Source organism: Streptomyces sp. CA-249302, assembly GCF_050936785.1.
In the GTDB taxonomy this organism is placed as follows: domain Bacteria; phylum Actinomycetota; class Actinomycetes; order Streptomycetales; family Streptomycetaceae; genus Streptomyces.
The window spans coordinates 7,145,197-7,165,600 of record NZ_JBNJMG010000001.1; the positions used below are offsets into that span (position 1 = coordinate 7,145,197).

Annotated in this window: 11 protein-coding genes; 8 read left to right on the forward strand and 3 right to left on the reverse strand. The window is 72.8% G+C overall.

Going from position 1 to position 20,404, the window contains the following annotated elements; translation table 11 throughout:
- The first annotated feature begins 70 nt into the window (after positions 1-70).
- From ACQEWB_RS32460 to moeZ, 5 genes are all read left to right on the forward strand, one after another.
- Positions 71-1,921, forward strand: coding sequence for a DUF3492 domain-containing protein (locus ACQEWB_RS32460; RefSeq protein ID WP_432837270.1), 1,851 nt, complete (start codon positions 71-73; stop codon positions 1,919-1,921).
- The gene (locus tag ACQEWB_RS32465) at positions 1,918-3,207 is read left to right on the forward strand and encodes a hypothetical protein (RefSeq protein ID WP_432837272.1); all 1,290 of its coding nucleotides are present in this window, start codon (positions 1,918-1,920) and stop codon (positions 3,205-3,207) included. The genes ACQEWB_RS32460 and ACQEWB_RS32465 overlap by 4 nt, the downstream gene beginning before the upstream one ends.
- A gap of 174 nt (positions 3,208-3,381) precedes the next feature.
- A complete protein-coding gene (locus ACQEWB_RS32470; RefSeq protein WP_432837274.1) occupies positions 3,382-4,341 on the forward strand; it encodes an NAD-dependent epimerase/dehydratase family protein in 960 nt (319 codons plus the stop codon).
- Entirely contained in the window at positions 4,329-5,078 is a 750-nt protein-coding gene (locus ACQEWB_RS32475; RefSeq protein WP_432837276.1) for a spherulation-specific family 4 protein, read from the forward strand. Before ACQEWB_RS32470 ends, ACQEWB_RS32475 begins: the two co-directional genes overlap by 13 nt.
- Positions 5,079-5,141: 63 nt before the next feature.
- Positions 5,142-6,320 (forward strand): adenylyltransferase/sulfurtransferase MoeZ, encoded by a 1,179-nt coding sequence (moeZ, locus tag ACQEWB_RS32480; RefSeq protein ID WP_432837278.1) that lies wholly within the window; start codon positions 5,142-5,144, stop codon positions 6,318-6,320.
- 62 nt (positions 6,321-6,382) lie between these two features.
- Here the strand turns inward: moeZ and ACQEWB_RS32485 are convergent, their stop codons facing one another.
- The 3 genes from ACQEWB_RS32485 to ACQEWB_RS32495 all read right to left on the reverse strand — a co-directional run bounded on the left by ACQEWB_RS32485 (position 6,383) and on the right by ACQEWB_RS32495 (position 12,498).
- Positions 6,383-7,951, reverse strand: coding sequence for an alpha/beta hydrolase (locus ACQEWB_RS32485; protein WP_432837280.1), 1,569 nt, complete (start codon positions 7,949-7,951; stop codon positions 6,383-6,385).
- A gap of 137 nt (positions 7,952-8,088) precedes the next feature.
- Positions 8,089-9,642 carry an alpha/beta hydrolase gene (locus ACQEWB_RS32490; protein ID WP_432837282.1) on the reverse strand — a complete coding sequence of 518 codons (1,554 nt, stop codon included), beginning with the start codon at positions 9,640-9,642 and terminating at the stop codon, positions 8,089-8,091.
- Between the two features lie 108 nt (positions 9,643-9,750).
- Positions 9,751-12,498: a lysylphosphatidylglycerol synthase domain-containing protein gene (locus ACQEWB_RS32495; protein WP_432837284.1), complete on the reverse strand. Its 2,748-nt coding sequence runs from the start codon at positions 12,496-12,498 to the stop codon at positions 9,751-9,753.
- 186 nt (positions 12,499-12,684) lie between these two features.
- Here ACQEWB_RS32495 and ACQEWB_RS32500 point away from each other — a divergent pair, with 186 nt between their 5' ends.
- The 3 genes from ACQEWB_RS32500 to ACQEWB_RS32510 all read left to right on the forward strand — a co-directional run bounded on the left by ACQEWB_RS32500 (position 12,685) and on the right by ACQEWB_RS32510 (position 20,394).
- Positions 12,685-13,062 carry an MGMT family protein gene (locus ACQEWB_RS32500; RefSeq protein ID WP_432837286.1) on the forward strand — a complete coding sequence of 126 codons (378 nt, stop codon included), beginning with the start codon at positions 12,685-12,687 and terminating at the stop codon, positions 13,060-13,062.
- Between the two features lie 266 nt (positions 13,063-13,328).
- On the forward strand, positions 13,329-16,778 hold the full coding sequence (locus tag ACQEWB_RS32505; protein WP_432837288.1) for an ATP-dependent helicase: 3,450 nt from the start codon (positions 13,329-13,331) through the stop codon (positions 16,776-16,778).
- Between the two features lie 100 nt (positions 16,779-16,878).
- Positions 16,879-20,394: a UvrD-helicase domain-containing protein gene (locus ACQEWB_RS32510; protein WP_432837290.1), complete on the forward strand. Its 3,516-nt coding sequence runs from the start codon at positions 16,879-16,881 to the stop codon at positions 20,392-20,394.
- Positions 20,395-20,404 lie beyond the last annotated feature (10 nt).

A 20,404-nucleotide genomic window follows, 5' to 3' on the forward strand; every position in this document is an offset into this window, starting at 1 on the left:
CATACGTTCTTCCCGCTGCGAGCCGTCGGGTCAACGGCGGCTCCCCATACGGGAGATCGGGGGTGCACTAGTGCGCATCGGACTGCTTACGGAGGGTGGCTATCCGTATGTGAGCGGTGACGCCAGGCTCTGGTGCGACCGGCTCGTGCGCGGGCTCGAGCAGCACGAGTTCGACATCTACGCGCTCAGCCGCAGCGAGCGCCAGGAGGACGAGGGCTGGGTCGCGCTCCCGCGCCAGGTCGGCCGGGTACGGACGGCGCCGCTGTGGGCGGCCGAGGACGACGGCGTGGTGTACGGGCGGCGGGCGCGGCGGCGATTCGCCGAGTACTACGGGGAGCTGGCGGCCGTGGTGTGCGGGGGGAGCGCGGGCGATGCCTACGGCGCCGCCGCGGGGAAGTCGGCCACTGAGGCGGACCGTTTCAGCAGCGCGCTGTACGGGCTCGCCGAGCTCGCTCGCGACGAGGGCGGGCTGGTGGGCGCACTCCGTTCGGAACGCGCCGTGCGCGCCCTGGAGCGCGCCTGTCGTGCGCCGGGCGCACTGCGGACGGCGCGCGAGGCGCGCGTACCGGATCTGCTCGCCGTCGCCGCGCACCTGGAACGCGCCCTGCGCCCCCTCTCTCTCGACTGGTACGACGACGGCCTCGACGAGGTCGACCTGTGCCACGCGACCTCGGGTGGCCCGGCGGCCCTGCCCGGACTGCTCGCGAACCACTTCTCCGGCGTACCGCTGCTGCTCACCGAGTACGGCGTGCGGCTGCGCACGCACTACCTCGCCAGCACGGACGCGCCCCCCGCCGTGCGGTCGCTGCTCGCCGCCTTCCACGGCAGGCTCGCCGCCGAGACCTACCACCGGGCCGCGATCATCACGCCCGGCAACGCGCACGCGCGCCGCTGGCAGGAGCGCTGCGGCGCCGACCGCGCCAAGCTCCACACGGTCTACCCGGGCATGGACGCCTCGCACTTCGCCGAGGTGGGGGAGTCCACGGAGTGCGCGGACCCCGACACGCTGGTCTGGGTCGGGCGCGTCGAACCCGCCAAGGACCTGGTCTCCCTGCTGCACGCCTTCGCCGAGGTCCGCAAGGAGGAGCCGAAGACGCGGCTGCGGATCGTCGGCGCTCCGGTGGGCGCCGAGGGCGAGGCCTACCTCGGCCACTGCCGGGCCCTCGCCGCCCAGCTCTTCCCCGACGAGGCTGAGGGACTGCACTCCGTCGGTGACAACCCCGTCTCCTTCGAGGAGATCGGCGGACCGGAACTGCCGACGCTCGCGGACGCGTACGCCGCCGGTGCCGTCACCGTCCTGTCCAGCGTGGTCGAGGGCTTCCCCATCAGCTTGGTCGAGGCCATGTTCTGCGGCCGCGTGACCGTCTCCACGGACGTCGGCGCGGTCGTGGAGGTCATCGGCGGTACGGGGCTCGTCGTACCGCCGCGCAATCCGCGGGCGCTCGCCGAGGCGTGCGTGGCGCTGCTGCGCGACCCCGCGCGCCGGGCGCGCCTGGGCGCGGCCGCACGCGCGCGTGCGCTCGAACTGTTCACCGTCGAGCAGAACACCACGGCATTTCACGGCATTTACCTGGAGATCGTGTCGCACACCCCGGTACGCCGGGTCGTCCTCGACGACACGGGAGAGCCGCTGCCCTTCGCCGTCCCCGCCGAGGCCCACGTCCCCGGCCGCTGGACCGAAGCGGGGGCCCGTGTGGTGGCACGGGGCGGGCCGGGGTGGGCCGCGGGGGCGCCGGTGCGGGCGACGACTTCGGTGCCTGCCGGCTCGATGCCCGCCGGCTCGGTGCCGACCGGAACTTCGACGGCGGCCGCGACCTCGGCGCCGACGGAGGCTTCGACGGTGGCTGTGGCTTCGGCGCCGACTGAGGCTTCAACGGGGGCCGGGATCTCTTCGATGCCGGCCGCGAAGGGGGCGCGATGAGCGGGCTCGGGGAGCTGGATCGGCCCGGGATGCCGGAGAGTCCGGGGGCGTGGGACGAGCGGTCGGGGGAGTGGACCGTCGGCGAGGCGAGTACGCGCGTCCGTGTCGAAGGCGACATGGACACCAGCGCGCGTGGGGGCGCCGAAGCCGTCCCCGCGCGACGGCAGCCGGCGAGCCCCCGCCGCACCGCCGCCGACCCCGTGAAAGCACTGATGCACCGTCACCGGGAGCTGTGCGAGCGGGCCGTGGACCCGCTGGAGATCGCGGCCGGCCTGGAGGCGCACGGCGTCACCGATCGGACCGCGGCGCGGTTCCGGCACCGGGACGTCTTCTCCCTGGCCGAGGAGATGTTCGCGCGGGCCGCCCGCGACGAGGAGGCCGCGCCGACTCCCGTGCTCGACACGGCCCTTGAGGTGCGTACCGGCTGGGTCCTGCTCACCCTCCTCCCCGGTGTGCTCGGCACCGCGACCGCGGTCGGGATGCGCCTGACCCACGGACAGGCCCGCCCGTTCGTGGCTGTCGCCGGTGTCCTCGCCGTGGCCCTGGCTGTGCGCGCCGTGCTCTCCCGCGGCCCCCTCGCCACGACCGACCCCACGCCGCTGGGCCCCGCCCCGCACGCTCCCGGCATCCGCACCTGGACCTACTGGCTCCTCGCCTACGCCGTCCTCGGCGACGGCCTCCTCCGCGCGGCCGTCGCCGGCGGCCCCGACGGCCTGCCCGACGGCGCCGCCCACGGACCCTGGCCCGTCGCCACCGCCCCCGTCCTGGCCCTCGCCTGGGCCTGCGCCCCCGCGGCCTGGTGCGCCCACCTGTTCGCCGTGCGCGCCCGCCGCAGACTCGCCGCCAGCCGCGGTCTGGCGGAGTTCGGCGATTCCGTACGACCCCTGCTGCTCGGCACCTTCGCCCTGTACCTGTGCGCCCTGGCCGCCCTGCTCGCCCTGTGCGGCACGGTCCTGGGCGAGAGTGCGGCGTACGCCCAGACCGTCACCCTGGGCGCCCTGCTGCTCCTCGCCCGCCTCCTCACCACACACGGCTTCCGGCATGCCCCGGCGATCGTGCTCACCGCCGCGGCCACGGCCGAGGCGACCGCCCTGGGCACGGTCTTCGTGGGCCGCCTACCCGGCTGCGGCTTCCTCGCCACCCCCGTGGAGACGCTGGTCGAGTCATGGGGCCCCGGCAGCGTCCCGGCGCTCGTCTGCTCGGCCGCCGCGCTGACCGTGCTCGTCCACGCGGCCCGTGCCCTCACCCGGGCCTCCGCCCACGCCCGCGCGGACCGGCCGTGCTGACGCGGCAGCCGCCCCCGGGACCCCCGCGGAGCGCGCCCACGTGCGCTCCGCGGCCCGACGTATCCAGCCCGAGGCGCCCGGTCCCGCCGCCCGAGGCAATCGCACCACCCCCTCTGAAGGAGAACCCCAGATGATCACCTCCCGACCCGACGCCTCGGCCCCGGGAGCCGCCCGATGAGAGTCCTGCTGATCGGAGCCAACGGCTACCTCGGCCGCTTCGTCGCCGACCGTCTGCTCGCCGACCCGGCCGTCCAGCTCACCGCGCTCGGCCGCGGCGACGACGCCGACGTCCGCTTCGACCTCGCCTCGGGCAGCCCCGGCGCCCTCACCCGGTTCCTCGACGCGGTCCACCCCGGCGTCGTCGTCAACTGCGCCGGCGCCACCCGGGGCGGGGCCCGCGAACTCGCCCGGCACAACACCGTCGCCGTCGCCACGGTCTGCGAGGCCCTGCGCCGCAGCGGCTGCGGCGCCCGGCTGGTGCAGATCGGCTGCGGCGCCGAGTACGGCCCCAGCCAGCCCGGCTCCTCCACCGCGGAGGACGCGGTGCCACGCCCCGGCGGCCCGTACGGCGTCAGCAAGCTCGCCGCCACCGAACTCGTCCTCGGCTCCGGCCTGGACGCCGTGGTACTGCGCGTCTTCTCCCCGGCGGGCCCCGGTACGCCCGCCGGCTCCCCGCTGGGCCGGCTCGCGGAGGCCATGCGCCGGGCGATGCAGTCCGGCGACGGTGAGCTGAAGCTCGGCGGCCTCGGCGCGCAGCGCGACTTCATCGACGTACGCGACGTCGCGCGCGCCGTGCACGCCGCCTCGCTCTCCGCCGCCCAGGGCGTCATCAACATCGGCTCCGGCCGCGCCGTCCGGCTGCGCGACGCCGCCGCGACCCTCGCACGCGTGGCGGGATACGGCGGTGCCCTGCACGAACTCGACGGCCCGCCCGGCCCGCTGCGGGCGTCCATCGGCCACCCGCGCGGCGAATCCGACCACGCGTCCCCGGTCGCGTACCCGTACCCCGACGGCTGCGGCAGCTGGCAGCAGGCCGACGTGCGCACCGCGCGCGACCGGCTCGGCTGGCGGCCCCGGATCAACCTCGAAGAGTCCCTCGCCGACATCTGGATGGAGGCCGCATGCCGTATGTGACCAGCACCAGGACCAGTACCGCGAGCACCGACGTCCGCACCGGCTTCGGGATCCCCGGCTACGCCCACCCCCTCCTCGCACCCACCGAATGGGGCGAACTCACCCGCCCCGGCACCCCCTTGCACTGGGTCGTCCTCAACGTCGCCGACGGCCCCGGCAGCCGCCCCGACCCGCACTGCCTGGAGGCGGCCGGCCGGCTGCGCAACGCGGGTGTCCGCGTCCTCGGCCACCTCGACTCGACCTACGGCGCCCGCACCTTCGGCGAGCTGGTCTCCGACGCGCAGCGCTACCTCGACTGGTACCAGGTCGACGGCTTCCTCCTGGACCGCTGCCCGACCGAGCGCGGCTCGCTCCCGGAGATCCGCCGTACCGTCACCACACTGCGCGCGATCCGCGACGACGCCCACATCGTCCTCGGCCACGGCACTCACCCCTACCCCGGCTATGCCGAGACCGCCGACCAACTGGTCACGTTCGCCGGGCCGTGGAGCGACTACCGCTGGTCGCAGGTGGCCGAGTGGACCGCCGACCACCCGCCCGAGCGCTTCTGCCACTTCGTCCACGGACTGCCCCGCCCGCACCTGGACGAGGCGCTGCGGATCGCCCGCTGGCAGGGCGCGTCGACCATCTACTTCACCGACCGCACGGACCGCGGCGGCCGCACCGACCCATGGGAGACCATGCCCGGCTACTGGGACGAAATCGTCTCGCGGATCGGAACGGGTGTCTCGGAATGAAGAAGGCCATGGCACTGTTACACGGAGAACAACCGTAGTGATTGACCGACCAACGGAGTCCCCGTGTCGCTGCCACCCCTGGTCGAGCCCGCTTCCGAGCTCACCGTAGACGAGGTCCGCAGGTACTCCCGCCACCTGATCATCCCCGACGTCGGGATGGACGGGCAGAAGCGGCTGAAGAACGCCAAGGTGCTCTGTGTGGGCGCCGGCGGCCTGGGCTCGCCGGCGCTGATGTACCTGGCCGCGGCGGGCGTCGGCACGCTCGGCATCGTGGAGTTCGACGAGGTCGACGAGTCGAACCTGCAGCGCCAGATCATCCACAGCCAGGCCGACATCGGCCGCTCCAAGGCCGCGTCCGCGCGCGACTCCGTCCTCGGCATCAACCCGTACGTGAACGTGATCCTCCACGAAGAGCGGCTTGAGGCCGAGAACGTGATGGACATCTTCAGCCAGTACGACCTGATCGTCGACGGCACCGACAACTTCGCGACCCGCTACCTGGTCAACGACGCGTGCGTGCTGCTCAACAAGCCGTACGTGTGGGGCTCGATCTACCGTTTCGACGGCCAGGCCTCGGTCTTCTGGTCCGAGCACGGCCCCTGCTACCGCTGCCTCTACCCGGAGCCCCCGCCGCCGGGCATGGTCCCCTCCTGCGCCGAGGGCGGCGTGCTGGGCGTGCTGTGCGCGTCCATCGGCTCCATCCAGGTCACCGAGGCCATCAAGGTCCTCACCGGCACCGGCGAGCCCCTCGTCGGCCGCCTGATGATCTACGACGCCCTGGAGATGCAGTACCGCCAGGTCAAGGTCCGCAAGGACCCGAACTGCGCGGTCTGCGGCCCGAACGCGACCGTCACCGAGCTCATCGACTACGAGGCCTTCTGCGGCGTCGTCTCCGAGGAGGCCCAGGAGGCCGCCGCCGGCTCGACGATCACTCCCAAGCAGCTCAAGGAGTGGATCGACGACGGCGAGAGCATCGAGATCATCGACGTCCGCGAGATCAACGAGTACGAGATCGTCTCCATCCCGGGCGCCAAGCTGATCCCGAAGAACGAGTTCCTCATGGGCACCGCCCTGGAGGGCCTCCCGCAGGACAAGAAGATCGTCCTGCACTGCAAGACGGGTGTCCGCAGCGCGGAAGTCCTCGCGGTCCTGAAGTCCGCGGGCTTCGCCGACGCCGTGCACGTCGGCGGCGGCGTGATCGGCTGGGTCAACCAGATCGAGCCGCACAAGCCGGTCTACTAGACACAAGCCTTCCCGGGAGGGGCTCGGCACCACGGGTGCCGGGCCCCTTTCCGCTGCTTCCGCTACGAGGCGCAGACCTTTCCGTCCTTCGGCACCGTCCCGTTGAGCAGATACGCGTTCACCGTCGAGTCGACACAGTCGCTCCCGCTGCCGTACGCCCCGTGGCCCTCGCCCTTCCAGGTGAGCTCCACACCGACGCCCTTGCCCAGCTCGTCGGCCATCTTCCGGGCGCCCTCGTACGGGGTCGCCGGGTCGCCGGTGTTGCCGACCACCAGGACCGGAGCCGCACCCGGGGCGCTCACCTCCGGGTTGTCGAACTGCCCGGCCACCGGCCAGTCGTGGCACCAGCCGGCCGTGTCCCAGCCGAGGTAGTCCCCGAACACCGGCGAGATCTTCTCGAACGTCGGCAGCAGCTTCTTGGTCTCCTCCGCGGTCGGCCGCTGCTTGTCGTCCAGGCACGATATGACCCGTTGCGAGTGGGTCGTCGTGCCGTAGTGCCCCGAGGCATCCCGCTCGTTGTAGCCGTCCGCGAGGGCCAGCAGCTCCGTGCCGTCACCCTCTTCCGCCGCGTTCAGGGCGCTGGTCAGCGTCGGCCAGCCCGACTTGCTGTACAGCGGCAGGACGATGCCGGTGACCGCGAGCGTCTGCGTCAGCTTGCGCCCGGACGAGGTCGGCAGCGGCTTCGCGTCGAGCTGCTTCACCAGGTCCGCGATCTTCTGCGTGCCCTGCTTAGGGTCCTGGCCGGTGGACTTGAGGTAGTCGTCCAGCGCGCGCTGGAATCCCGTGGCCTGGTTCTCCGCGTGGCCCACCGAGTCGGCGCTGGGATCGACGACCGCGTCGAGGATCAGCCGGCCGACCTTCTTCGGGAACAAGTGGGCGTAGACACCACCGAGTTCGGTGCCGTACGAGATGCCGAAGTAGTGCATGCTCGCGTCGCCCAGCACCTGGCGCATCAGATCCATGTCGCGCGCGGTGTCCGTCGTCGACACGTGTGCCAGCAGCTTCCCGGCGGCCTTCTGGCAGCCCTTGCCGAAGTCGGCGGCGTCCTGGAGATACGCCGTCTCCTCGGCCGGGGTGTCGGGCGTCGCGTCGATGTCCTCGGCGGCCTGGATCGCCTTGTCGCTGCGGCAGCGCACGCCCTCGCTGGCGCCCACCCCGCGCGGGTCCCAGCTGACCAGGTCGTACCGCTCGTGCAGCTTGGACACCGTGGGCGCGTACGCCGGCATGTAGTCGACGCCCGAGCCCCCGGGGCCGCCGAAGTTGAACAGCAGGGAGCCGATCCGGTCGCCGCCGGTCGCCTTCGAGCGGATCAGCGCGATGCCGATCGTCCCGCCCTCAGGCTTCGACCAGTCCAGCGGCACCTTCAGGGTGGCGCACTGCCACTCGCTGGACGGCGCCGCGGAGCCCGCGGTGGCCTTGCAGCGCCCCCAGGCGAGCTTCTGCGCCGTGAGGGAGGAGGGCAGTGCGGCGGTCGTACCGGAGGAGCCGCTCGACGGTGAGGCGGCCGCGCTCGTCTTCCCGCCCCCCTTGCCGTCCCCGCCGCCGTCGTCGGACGACGAGCCACTGCTGCAGCCCGCCACCAGGAGTCCGGCGGCCGTCCCCAGAGCCGCCCACCGTGCCAGTCGTGCCATGTGCTTTCCCCCCATGTGAGCCGTCCGCACCGAGCAGCAGACGGCGGTCAGGCCATGGTAAGCGGACCGGGCCGAGCCTGCGGAGGCCTGTGGATAACGTTCTGACCTGCACGTTTAACCGGAATGGGGGTCGGTCACTAGGAGCAGACGGTTCCGGCCGCCGGTACCTTCCCGTCCAGCAGATAGCCGTTCACCGCGCTCTGCACGCACTTGTTCTTGCTGTCGTAGGCCCCGTGCCCCTGACCCTTGTAGGTCAGCTCGACGCCCACGCCCTCGCCCAGCGCGTCCACCATCTTCCGCGCGCCCTCGTACGGGGTTGCCGGGTCGCCCGTGTTGCCCACGACGAGGATCGGCGCCGAGCCGGGCGCGCTCACGTCGGGATGGTCCGCGGCGCCCGCGACGGCCCAGTCCGTGCAGCTGACCATGGACCAGGCCAGGAAGTCGCCGAAGAGCGGCGAGGCGGCCCGGAACTCCGGCAGCTTCTGTTCGACGTAGTCGGAGTCGTACCGGGGCTTGTCGTCGGCGCAGTTGATGGAGATGTTGGCCGCGGTGATGTTGCTGTACTCGCCGTTCTCGCTGCGTCCGTTCATCGAGTCGGACAGGGCGAGGAGGATCTTGCCGTCCCCGTCGTACGCCTGCTCCAGGCCCTCGGTGAGGTACTGCCAGAAGTCCTTCGAGTACAGGGCCTGGGCGATGCCGTTGGTCGCGGCAGTCTGGGTCAGCTCACGCGGGAGGATGCCAGGAATCGGCTTTTTGTCCAGGTCCGTCAACAGTTTGGCGATACGGTCCTTCACGTCCTGGGCGCTGTCGCCGACCGGGCAGGCCTCGGTCTTCGAGGTGCAGTCCTCGGCGAAGTTGTCGAGCGCCAGCTGGAAGCCCTTGGCCTGGCCGAGCGAGCCCTGTTCGGAGTTCTGCGTCGGGTCGACGACCGCGTCGAAGACGGCCCTGCCCACCTTCTTCGGGAACAAGTGGGCGTAGACGCCGCCGAGTTCGGTGCCGTACGAGATGCCGAAGTAGTACAGCTTGTCGTCGCCGAGGACCTGCCGCATGAGGTCCATGTCGCGGGCCGCGTCGGTGGTGCGCACATGGGGGAGCACCTTCTTGGAGTTCTTCTCGCAGGCCGCATTGAACTCCTTGGTGTTGTCCAGCAGCTCGGTGCGCTCGGCCGCGTCGTCGGGGGTCGCGTCCTGCTGGAAGTAGGCGTCGAGCTGCTGGTCGCTCTCGCACTTCACGGGCGCGCTGCGGCCGACTCCGCGCGGGTCGAAGCTGACCAGGTCGTAGCGGGTGCGCAGCTTCGTGTAGTCCTCGCCGAAGGCGGGCAGCGTGGTGACGCCCGAGCCGCCGGGGCCGCCGAAGTTGAAGACGAGCGAGCCGATGCGTTTGCTCGCGCTGCCGCTGGTCCTGGCCCGGATCAGGGCGATGCCGATCGTGTCGCCCTTGGGCTTGTTCCAGTCGAGGGGCGCCTTCATGGTGGCGCACTGCCACTTCGCGCCGTTCGGCAGCGGTGACGGGGCATCACCTCCGCCTTCCGCCTGGGACGGCGCCGGGCAGTCCTTCCAGTCCAGCTTCTGGGCCGACAGGTCCTCGTCCTTGTCCTTCGAGTCGTCGCCGCTGCAGCCCGCCAGCACGGAGGACAGCAGCACGGCGGTGGCGGTCAGGGCAGCGGCACGCGCGCGGGGAGGCTTCGGCATGCTCCCATCCTGCGGTCGCCCGGGGCGGGGCGCTCGGGGCACGGGCCGTATGAGGTACGCGCGCGTACGGCCGCCGTACCAGAAGACGCCGTACCGGAAACGGCCGTACTAGAGCGAGCCCTTGCGGGACAGGTGGTTGAAGGCCAGCCAGCCCGGGAGCACGGGCAGCCAGAGCGTCAGCAGGCGGAACAGCAGGACGGCGGGGGCCGCGACCTCCTTGGGGAGGCCGACCGCGATCAGACCGACCGTCAGGGTGGCTTCGACGGCGCCCACACCGCCCGGGGTCGGGGCCGCCGAGCCGAGCGCGTTGCCGGCGAGGAAGACGACCGCGACGCTGGCGATGCTGAGCGAGGTCCCCTCCTGGCCGAAGGCGCGGATCGAGGCGTCCAGGCACATCACGAAGCAGGCGGTCAGCAGGAGCATGCCGCCGATGCCGGTGACCAGCTTCTGCGGCCGTTGCAGCACGTCCAGCATGCGCGGCACGACACCGGCGAAGAGCGAACGCACGCGCGTGGCGACGAACTTCCGCAGGAACGGCACCGAGGTGACCACCAGGACGAGCACCGCCACCGTCAGCAGGCCCGCGATGACCGTCCGGGACGGCGACAGGGACGGCGTCTTCTCCGTGCCGGTCAGATAGCCGAAGGACAGCAGCATCAGGATGTGGCAGCCGAGCCCGAACAACTGCGACGCGCCGACGCTCGCGACCGCGAGGCCGGGGCGCACCCCGGCGCGTTGCAGGAAGCGCGTGTTGAGGGCGACGCCGCCCACCGCCGCCGGCGCGACGATCTTGACGAACGACCCGGCGACCTGCGCCGCCACCGTCCGCAGGAACGGCACCCGCTCGGGCACGAACCCGAGCAGCGCCATCGCCGCCGCGAAGTAGCTGCCCGCCGAGAACACCACGGCCGCGAGGACCCAGCCCCACTGGGCGTTCTCGATCAGCGGCCCGAACTCGATGTGGGTGAGCTGCGTGAGTAGGAAGTACGCGCCGATGGCGCCCGCGATGAAACTCATCAGCGTGCGCGGCCGCACCCGCTCGAGCCGGGCCGGCTCGACCGGCGCCTGCGGCCTGATCAACAGCACCTGGTGCCGGATCTGACTGAGCAGATCCTCCTCGCGCGCTTCGTCGATGGCCTCGTCGATGGCCCGCTTCTCGGCCCGCTGCTCCGCTCGTACGGCCTTCTTGTCGGGCTTTTCGAGTACGGGCCTGGTGTCGTCGTCCCCGGCCGCCTCCAGGCGGGCCTGCTTGGCCTGCCGGGACGCCTCCAGGACCGCCTCCCGCTCCCGCTGGGCGCGCTCCCGGGCCAGCTTGCGCAGGGTCGCGCGCGAGGTGCGGCTGAGCGCGATGGGCTGGAGCATCGGCAGACAGTCGGCCACCGCGTCCGGGCCGAGCACGCCCACAGCCGACGCCACCGCGCGCTCGGCGCCCACCCGCAGGCCGAGCGTCACCAGGAGCTGCGAGACGTCCATGCGCAGCAGCAGGTCGCCGGCCGCGATCTCGCCGACCCGCAGGTCGGTGAGGATGACCGTGCCGGAACGATCCACCAGAATCGCGTCGCCCACCAGCCTGCGGTGCGCGATCCGGCGCGACTGCAACGCGCGCACCTGGTGCCAGGTGTCGTGCAGCAGCTCGTCGGTGATCTGGTCGTCCGCCAGGGAGTCGAGGGTGCGCCCGCCCGTGTGCTCGTAGACGAGCATGACGGCGTCGGGGCCGAGTTCCGAGGTCGCGATCAGCTTGGGCGCGTTGGCGCCGGCCGCGATGGCCGCGTACGCGAGCAACGCCTCCTGCTCCAGGGCCTGCCGCAGCGACTGGAGGCTGCTGCGGGTGGCGAAGCCGCGCAGCGTCAGGTTGCGCCAGGCGCGGTAGAAGAAGCCCTGCGCCTGCTGCTCGCGGTCGACGACCGTGACGTCCAGCGGCGGGCCGTCCTCCAGCGTGACGAAGTAGCGCCGGCCGCGGTCGCCGGTCTCCGGAGTCTCCGTCACCTCCTCGCGCGCGGCGCTCACCGGACGGAAGCCGACGTGCCTCAGGCCCGCCATCAGCGTCCGCCCGGTCGGACGGACGTTGGGCGAGCCCACCGCGTACAGCGTCCCGTAGGCCACGGTCCAGCCGATCAGCACCGTCAGGATGATCGAGAACGGCGTGGTGTAGCCGGTGACGAGCATCGAGAACGCGTCCAGGAGCAGCACCATCCACAGCACCGCGCGCCAGCGCGGCCGCCGGGACATGCCGACGGCCGTCATGTACGCGATGACCGGGGCGAGATAGCCGTGCACCGGGTCGGTCAGCGCGTGGATGTCGCCGGGGGAGGGCTGGGTGAGCGCCTCCTGGATGGAGTCGGGGGCGGCCTTGGCGACCCACAGGTCTGTGGCGAGGGTCACGCCGTGCGCCAGGACCGCCGCGAGCACGCCGTCGGCGATGCGCAGGCCGTCGCGCTTGATCAGCCGCTCGATCGCGAACGCGACCGGCACCAGCAGGATCGCGATGCTGGAGGCCAGGCCGGCGATCTTGATGAGCAGGTCGGGCGCCTGTCCGGTGCCCTTGTTGATGTCCTGTTCGAGACCCGAGGTGGTGCCGTGCGCGAACGCGGCGATCGCCAGCAGTACGACGACGGCCAGCAGACCCACCAGGAGCCGCATCAGGTCGGAGGGGCGGTGCACGCGCGCGGGGAGCAGCGGTTCGTCGCCCTCGACCTCGTCGGCGTGCGCCTCGTCGAGGCACTCGGAGTCGTCGTTCCGCGCGGCCTCCTCGACGTCCTTCGCGGGCGTGTCGGTGTCGTCGTTGTCGGTGTCCGGGCGCGACGAAGCGTCAGAGGCGCTCTGAGCGTCCTCCGGGTGCACACCCTGCTGCTTCATCGTCTCTTCTTGATCTCGTATCACCGGTCACCGCCCGCATGATGGTGGCATGCCCCACTGACACACGGGGGCATCAGGGTGCAAGGGCGGGGGCGCACAGTCTGCCGGAAGCGCCGCCCCGGGGCGAGGGATACGCATGGTGACGGGCCCGTCACACTGTCGGTGGGGTGCGGCAGGATGGGGCGGATGAGCGAGGAGAGCCTGCCGCCTGAGGACCGCCCCGACGCGCTGCCCGAGTACGCCGAGCGCGTCCTGGAGGTCGCCGAACTGATCCCGCCCGGGCGTGTCATGACGTACGGCGACGTGGCCGAGTGGCTGGAGGAGGGCGGTCCCAGGCAGGTCGGCCGGGTGATGGCCCTCTATGGGGGAGCCGTTCCGTGGTGGCGTGTGGTGCGCTCGGACGGTGTGCTGCTCCCCGGGCACGAGCTGCGGGCGCTCGACCACTACCGCGCCGAGGGCACGCCCCTCAAGGAGGCGAGCCGGGCCGCCCAGGGCCACCTGCCGCGCCTCGACATGAAGCGGGCGCGCTGGGACGGCGGCGAACGCACGGAGGGTCACACCTGAAAGCTTCCGCCATACGACGATCCGGTGTGTGACCCGTGATCCGTACGGGGGAACAGGGGCACGCCCGTTGCATGCCGTACGTTCGTGAGGCGAGGGGCGCGCGTGTCGCGAGTGCCGTGCGGGAGGAGAGGGAAGAAGGGGAAGCCCTGCTTCCGCAACACCCGTCGGCGTAGCGTCGGCTGCACGAGTCCCCCTCACCACCCGATCACCGCCCTGCACGCGCGGTGGTCCGACAACCAGTACGACCACCAGGACCGGCGAACCACGTGAGCTCCTCTTCCTCCACCAGGCGCCTGCCGCACCCCCAGGTGCGACAGGGGAACCGTGGCGCTTACCGACTGGTCCGTACCCCGCCGGCCCGACCGGATCCCCCTCTTCTGGACGCCGCACAGCGCTCCGTGGTTGACCACAAGGGCGGTCCGCTGCTCGTCCTCGCAGGTCCGGGCACCGGCAAGACCACCACGCTCGTCGAGTCGGTGGCGGCCCGGATCGCCCGGGGCGGGGACCCCGAGCGCATCCTGGTGCTGACGTTCAGCCGCAAGGCGGCCGTCGAGCTGCGCGACCGCATGGCGCTGCGCATAGGAGCGGCCCACTCGCCCCAGGCGACGACGTTCCACTCGTTCTGCTACGCCCTGGTCCGCGCCCACCAGGACAGCGAACTGTTCGTTGAGCCGCTGCGGCTGCTGTCCGGCCCCGAACAGGACGTCGCCGTACGCGGACTGCTCGCCGGGCAGCCCGACCTGGAGCGGCTCGGCCTCGCGCACGTGCGCTGGCCGGACGAGCTGCGCGCCTGCCTGACCACCCGGGGCTTCGCCGACGAGGTCCGCGCGGTCCTCGCGCGCAGCCGCGAACTCGGCCTGGACCCGGGCGCCCTGGATGCCTTCGCCCACCGCATCGGCCGCCCCGACTGGCGCGCCGCGGCCGCTTTCCTCGCCGAGTACCTCGACGTGCTCGACCTCCAGGGCGTGCTCGACTACTCGGAGCTGGTCCACCGCGCGGTCCTCCTCGCCCACCGACCCGAGGTCGCCGAGAAGCTCGCCGCGCAGTACGACGCCGTACTCGTGGACGAGTACCAGGACACGGACGCGGCGCAGGTACGGCTGCTGCACGCGCTCGCGGGCGGGGGGCGCACCCTGGTCGCGTACGGCGACCCGGACCAGTCGATCTACGCGTTCAGGGGCGCCGACGTCAACGGCATCCTGGAGTTCCCGTATGCCTTCCCGCGCGCGGACGGCCGCCCCGCCCCCGTGGAGGTTCTGCGGACCTCCCGCCGCTCCGGCGCCGCGCTGCTCGCCGGGACCCGGCTGCTCACCCAGCGCATGCCGCTGACCCGGCTCCCGGCGGAGAAGGTTCGCGCGCATCGCGAGCTCGCGCCGGTGCGGGACGGCGGCCGCATCGAGGTGTACACGTACCCGACGGCCGGTACGGAGCTGGACAACATCGCCGACATCCTGCGCCGGGCACACCTGGAGGACGGCGTCCCCTGGCGCGAGATGGCCGTCCTGGTGCGCGCCGGGTCCCGCACGATCCCGACGGTGCGCCGTGCGCTCACGGCCGCGGGGGTCCCCCTCGACATCGACGGCGACGACCTGCCACTGCGGCACGAACCGGCGGTGGCGCCCTTGCTGACGGCGCTTCGGGCGGTGGCTGCGGCGGAGGCGGCCGACGGGGGCCCACGCGCGCGTGGCGAGGGCGCGGACGTGGCACCGCCGGCCGAGAGCGAGGAGGGCGCGCCGGAGGGCGGCCAAGGCGGCGCGGCTGAGGCGCTGGAGGCCGGCGAACGTGAGGCGGCCGAGCCGGTGGACGGCGGCGAAGACGACGCAACCGATGCGGCGGCCCCCTGCTGGCTCGACACCGAGACCGCGCTCACCCTCCTCGCCTCTCCCCTCGGCGGCATGGACGCGGCGGATCTGCGCCGCCTCGGGCGGGCCCTGCGGGACGAGGAGCGGGCCGGCGGCAATGCCCTGCCGGCGCCCTCGGACGAGCTGCTGGCGCGGGCGCTGGCCGAGCCCGAACGGCTGGCCGTGCACGACCCCGCGTACGCGCGTGGCGCCCAACGGCTCGGCGCGCTGCTGCGCAAGGCCCGTGAGCGGCTCGCGGGCGGCGGTACGGCCGAGGAGGCGCTGTGGGACCTCTGGGACGGCACGCCCTGGCCCGCGCGGCTGGAGCGGTCCGCCCGGCGCGGCGGCGCGGCCGGGCGCAACGCCGACCGCGATCTGGACGCCGTGTGCGCGCTGTTCGCGACCGCCACGCGCGCGGAGGAGCGCACCGGCGGCCGGGGCGCCCTCAACTTCCTGGAGGAGATCGACGCCGAGGACATCGCCGCCGACACGCTCACCCGGCGTGCCGTACGCCCCGACGCCGTGCGCCTGATGACCGCGCACCGCTCGAAGGGCCTGGAGTGGCGCCTGGTCGTCGTCGCCGGCGTCCAGGAGGGCCTGTGGCCCGACCTGCGCCGCCGCGGCTCCCTCCTGGAGGCCGACCGCATCGGCCGCGACGGACTCGCCGAACCGCTCACCCCGGGTGCGCTGCTCGCCGAAGAGCGCCGCCTGTTCTACGTCGCCGCCACGCGCGCGCGTGAACGCCTCGTCGTCACCGCCGTGAAGGCCCCCGCCGACGACGGCGACCAGCCATCCCGCTTCCTCACCGAACTCGGCGTCGAATCAAGGGACGTCACCGGCCGCCCCCGCCGCCCGCTGTCCGTCGCCGCGCTCGTCGCCGAACTGCGCGCCACCACGGTCGACCCGCGCGTCTCCGACACCCTCAGGGAGGCCGCCGCCCACCGGCTGGCCCGGCTCGCCGCGCTCGCCGACGAGGACGGCCGCCCGCTCGTGCCGTCCGCCCACCCCTACCGCTGGTGGGGCATGTGGGACCCGACCGAGTCCAAGGTGCCGCTGCGCAACCGCGACCAGCCCGTCGTGCTCTCCGGCAGCGCCCTCGACCAGCTCGCCAACACCTGTGCCCTGCAATGGTTCCTGGGCCGCGAGGTGAAGGCCGACGCGCCCGCCACGGCCGCCCAGGGCTTCGGCAACGTCGTGCACGTCCTCGCCGACGAGGTCGCCTCCGGGCACACCCCGGCCGACCTCGCCGTCCTCATGGAACGCCTCGACTCCGTGTGGAACGCGCTCGCCTTCGACGCGCCCTGGAAGTCGGCGCAGGAGAAGGAGAACGCGCGCGTGGCGCTCGAACGCTTCCTGAAGTGGCACGTCATGGACCGCACGGGACGTACGCCGGTCGCCAGCGAGCACGACTTCGACGTCACCCTGGAAGCCGGCGACTACGAGGTGCGCATCCGCGGTCAGATGGACCGCGTCGAGGCGGACGGCGAGGGCCGCGCCTATGTCGTCGACTTCAAGACCGGCAAACAGGCGCCCACCGCGCGCGAGGTGGAACACCACCCCCAGCTCGCCGTCTACCAGCTCGCCGTCAAGGAGGGCGCCGTCGACGAGGCCTTCGACGGGGTACGCCCCGAGCCCGGCGGCGCCGAACTGGTCCAGCTGCGCCAGGGCGCCGCGCGGCGGGACGGCGGCGAGACGCTGCCCAAGGTGCAGGCCCAGGAGCCGCTTGAGGGTGAGTGGGTCGGCGACCTGTTGGCGACCGCCGCCGGCAAGGTCCTCGACGAACGCTTCACCCCGACCTCCGGACAACACTGCACACACTGCGCGTTCCGGGCGTCCTGCAGCGCTCGGCCCGAGGGGCGGCACGTGGTCGAGTGACCCGGGTGAGCGACGACACCCCCCGTGCTGACCTGCGCTTCTCCTCGACCCAAGGTCGATCGGTCCTCCGTTGTCAGTGGCCGCCGCTAGCCTCTCTGACGTGCCGCCTCGTATCACCGATCCCGATCAGCTCAAGGAGCTCCTCGGGATCCCGTTCACCCCGGAGCAGACGGCCTGCATCGTCGCGCCGCCCGCCCCGCAGGTGATCGTGGCCGGAGCCGGGTCGGGCAAGACCACGGTGATGGCGGCGCGCGTGGTCTGGCTGGTCGGCACCGGCCAGGTCGCCCCCGAGCAGGTCCTCGGCCTCACCTTCACCAACAAGGCGGCCGGCGAACTCGCCGAGCGCGTCCGCAAGGCGCTGATCAGGGCGGGCGTCACCGACCCCGACGTCGTCGACCCGGACAACCCGCCGGGCGAGCCGGTGATCTCGACGTACCACGCCTTCGCGGGCCGCCTGCTGACCGACCACGGCCTGCGCATCGGCCTGGAGCCGACATCCCGGCTGCTCGCCGACGCCACCCGCTACCAACTCGCCGCGCGCGTCCTGCGGGAGTCCCCGGGCCCCTACCCGGCGCTCACCCGCTCCTTCGCCGACCTCGTCAGCGACCTGCTCAACCTCGACGCCGAACTCGCCGAGCACCTCGTACGACCCGAGAACCTGCGCGCGTACGACGCCGAACTGCTGCGCAGCTTGCAGGGCGCCAAGCTCACCAACGCCGACCTGCGCAAGGTCCCCGAGGCGGCCGCGGCCCGCCGTGAACTCGCCGACCTTGTAGTCCGCTACCGGGCCGCCAAGCGCGAGCGCGACCTGCTCGACTTCGGCGACCAGATCGCCCTGTCCGCGCAGCTCGCGCAGATCCCCGAAGTCGGCCGCATCCTGCGCGACGAGTTCCGTGTCGTCCTGCTCGACGAGTACCAGGACACCTCGGTCGCCCAACGCATCCTCCTGGCGGGCCTGTTCGGCGGCGGCACCGGCCACCCGGTCACCGCGGTCGGCGACCCCTGCCAGGCGATCTACGGCTGGCGCGGCGCCTCCGTGGCCAATCTGGACGACTTCCCGGAGCACTTCGCGCACCCCGACGGCCGCCCGGCCACCCGTCAGGCGCTCAGCGAGAACCGCCGCAGCGGCGGCCGCCTCCTCGACCTCGCCAACGGCCTCGCCGAGCCCCTGCGTGCCATGCACGCGGGCGTGGAGGCACTCCGCCCGGCTCCCGGCGCCGAGCGCGACGGCATGGTGCGCTGCGCGCTGCTGCCCACCCATGCCGAGGAGATCGAGTGGCTCGCCGACTCGATCGCCCACCTCGTGAACACCGGCAAGGCACCCGGTGAGATCGCCGTCCTGTGCCGTACGGCGACCGACTTCGCGGAGATCCAGGGCGCGCTCGTCGCCCGGGACGTCCCCGTCGAGGTCGTCGGCCTGTCCGGGCTGCTGCACCTGCCGGAGATCGCCGACCTGGTCGCCGTCTGCGAGGTCCTCCAGGACCCCGGTGCCAACGCCGCCCTGGTGCGCCTGCTGACCGGTCCGCGCTGGCGCATCGGCCCGCGCGACCTCGCCCTGCTGGGCCGCCGCGCCCGGCGACTCGTCGCGCACGCGCGCGTGGAGGGCGACGAGGACCGGGACCGCCGGCTCGCCGAGGCCGTCGAGGGGGTCGATCCGTCCGAGGTGATATCGCTGGCGGACGCCCTCGACACCTTCCTGGAGCTGCCGCTCGACGCCGAGCAGGAGGACGACGGACTGCCCTTCTCGCCGGACGCACGCGTGCGGTTCGCGCGCCTGGCCGCCGAACTGCGCGACCTGCGCCGCTCGTTGTCCGACCCGCTGATGGACGTCCTGCACCGCGTCCTCGCCGTCACCGGCCTGGAGGTGGAGCTGTCGGCGTCCCCGCACGCGCTGGCCGCCCGCCGCCGCGAGACCCTCTCCAACTTCCTGGACGTCGCCGCCGCGTTCGCCGCCGGCGACGGCGAGGCGACCCTGCTCGCCTTCCTGGGCTTCCTGCGCACGGCCGCCCAGTACGAGAAGGGTCTCGACAACGCGCTGCCGGGCGGCGAGAACACCGTCAAGGTGCTCACCGCGCACAAGTCCAAGGGCCTGGAGTGGGACGTAGTCGCCGTCCCCGGCCTGGTCACGGGGACCTTCCCCAGCACCCAGGGCCGCGAGAAGTGGACCGCCCAGGGCAAGGTGCTGCCGCACGAACTGCGCGGCGACGCCGACACCCTCCCCGACGTCGAGGCCTGGGACTCGCGCGGCCTGAAGGCCTTCCAGGAGGACATGAAGGAGCACCAGCACACCGAGGAACTCCGCCTCGGCTACGTCACCTTCACTCGCCCCCGCTCCCTCCTCCTCGGCTCGGGCCACTGGTGGGGCCCCAGCCAGAAGAAGCCGCGCGGCCCCTCCGGCTTCCTGCTGGACCTCTACGAGCACTGTGAGACGGGTTACGGCGAGATCGAGGCCTGGGCGGACGAGCCGGCCGAGGACGAGGAGAACCCGGCCCTGCACAGGGCGAGCGCCGACCAGGTCTGGCCCCTGCCCCTGGACGAGGCGTCCCTCACCCGCCGCCGAAAGGCCGCCGAAACCGTCCTGGCCCACCTGGAGGACCTCGCCTCCCACGAGGACGACCACCCCGCGGCCGTACACGACCCAGACGACCACGAGGACCCGGAGTGGCCACCGCCGCCGGACGACGAAGAGCTCCCTTACGACGCGGATGAACTGCCCTACGAGGAGGATCCGTTCACTGAGTCCTTCGCCGAGGGCGAGCCGGACGACTGGGACGCATGGTCCGCGGACCGACCGAGCGTGCCGCACCAGGCGGCGGCTCCGGAGCGGGCCGAGGAGGCGGGCGCACGCACGCGTGGCCGTGCGCCGGCCCGCCTCACCCCGGAGGAGGCGCGCACTCTTGCCTCCTGGGACCGTGACCTCGACGCCCTCACCGGTGAGCTCCTACGCGCGCGTGCAGCCGTGACCGACGTGCCGCTGCCCGCCTCGCTCACCGCGTCCCAAGTGCTCCGGCTGGCCGCCGACCCGGACGGGTTCGCGCAGGAGCTCGCGCGCCCGATGCCGCGCCCGCCGCAGCCGGCCGCGCGCCGGGGCACCCGGTTCCACGCCTGGGTCGAGGCCCGCTTCGAAGAGCTGACGCTGCCCGTGCTGGAGCCGGACGAGCTGCCCGGGAGCGAGGCCGAGATCGCCGACGAACGTGACCTGGAGGCCCTCAAGGACGCCTTCGAGCGCACCGAGTACGCGCACCGCACGCCCCACCGCGTCGAGGCGCCCATCCAGCTGGCCATCGCCGGCCGCGTGGTCCGGGGCCGGATCGACGCCGTCTACAAGGCGGACGACGGCGACGGGACGACGTACGAGATCGTCGACTGGAAGACCAGCCAATCCCGTACCGCAGACCCCCTCCAGCTTGCCGTGTACCGGTTGGCCTGGGCCGAGCAGCAGGGCATTCCCCTGGAATCCGTCAACGCGGCGTTCCTGTACGTACGCACTGGTGAGGTTGTACGACCGGAGGGCCTGCCGGACCGGGCGGCACTGGAGCGGCTGCTGCTGGGCGAGCCCGGCGCACAAGCAAACTGTGAGGAACCGCCCACCGAGGATGTCGGTGCGGGCCGATAGGCTCGTGACC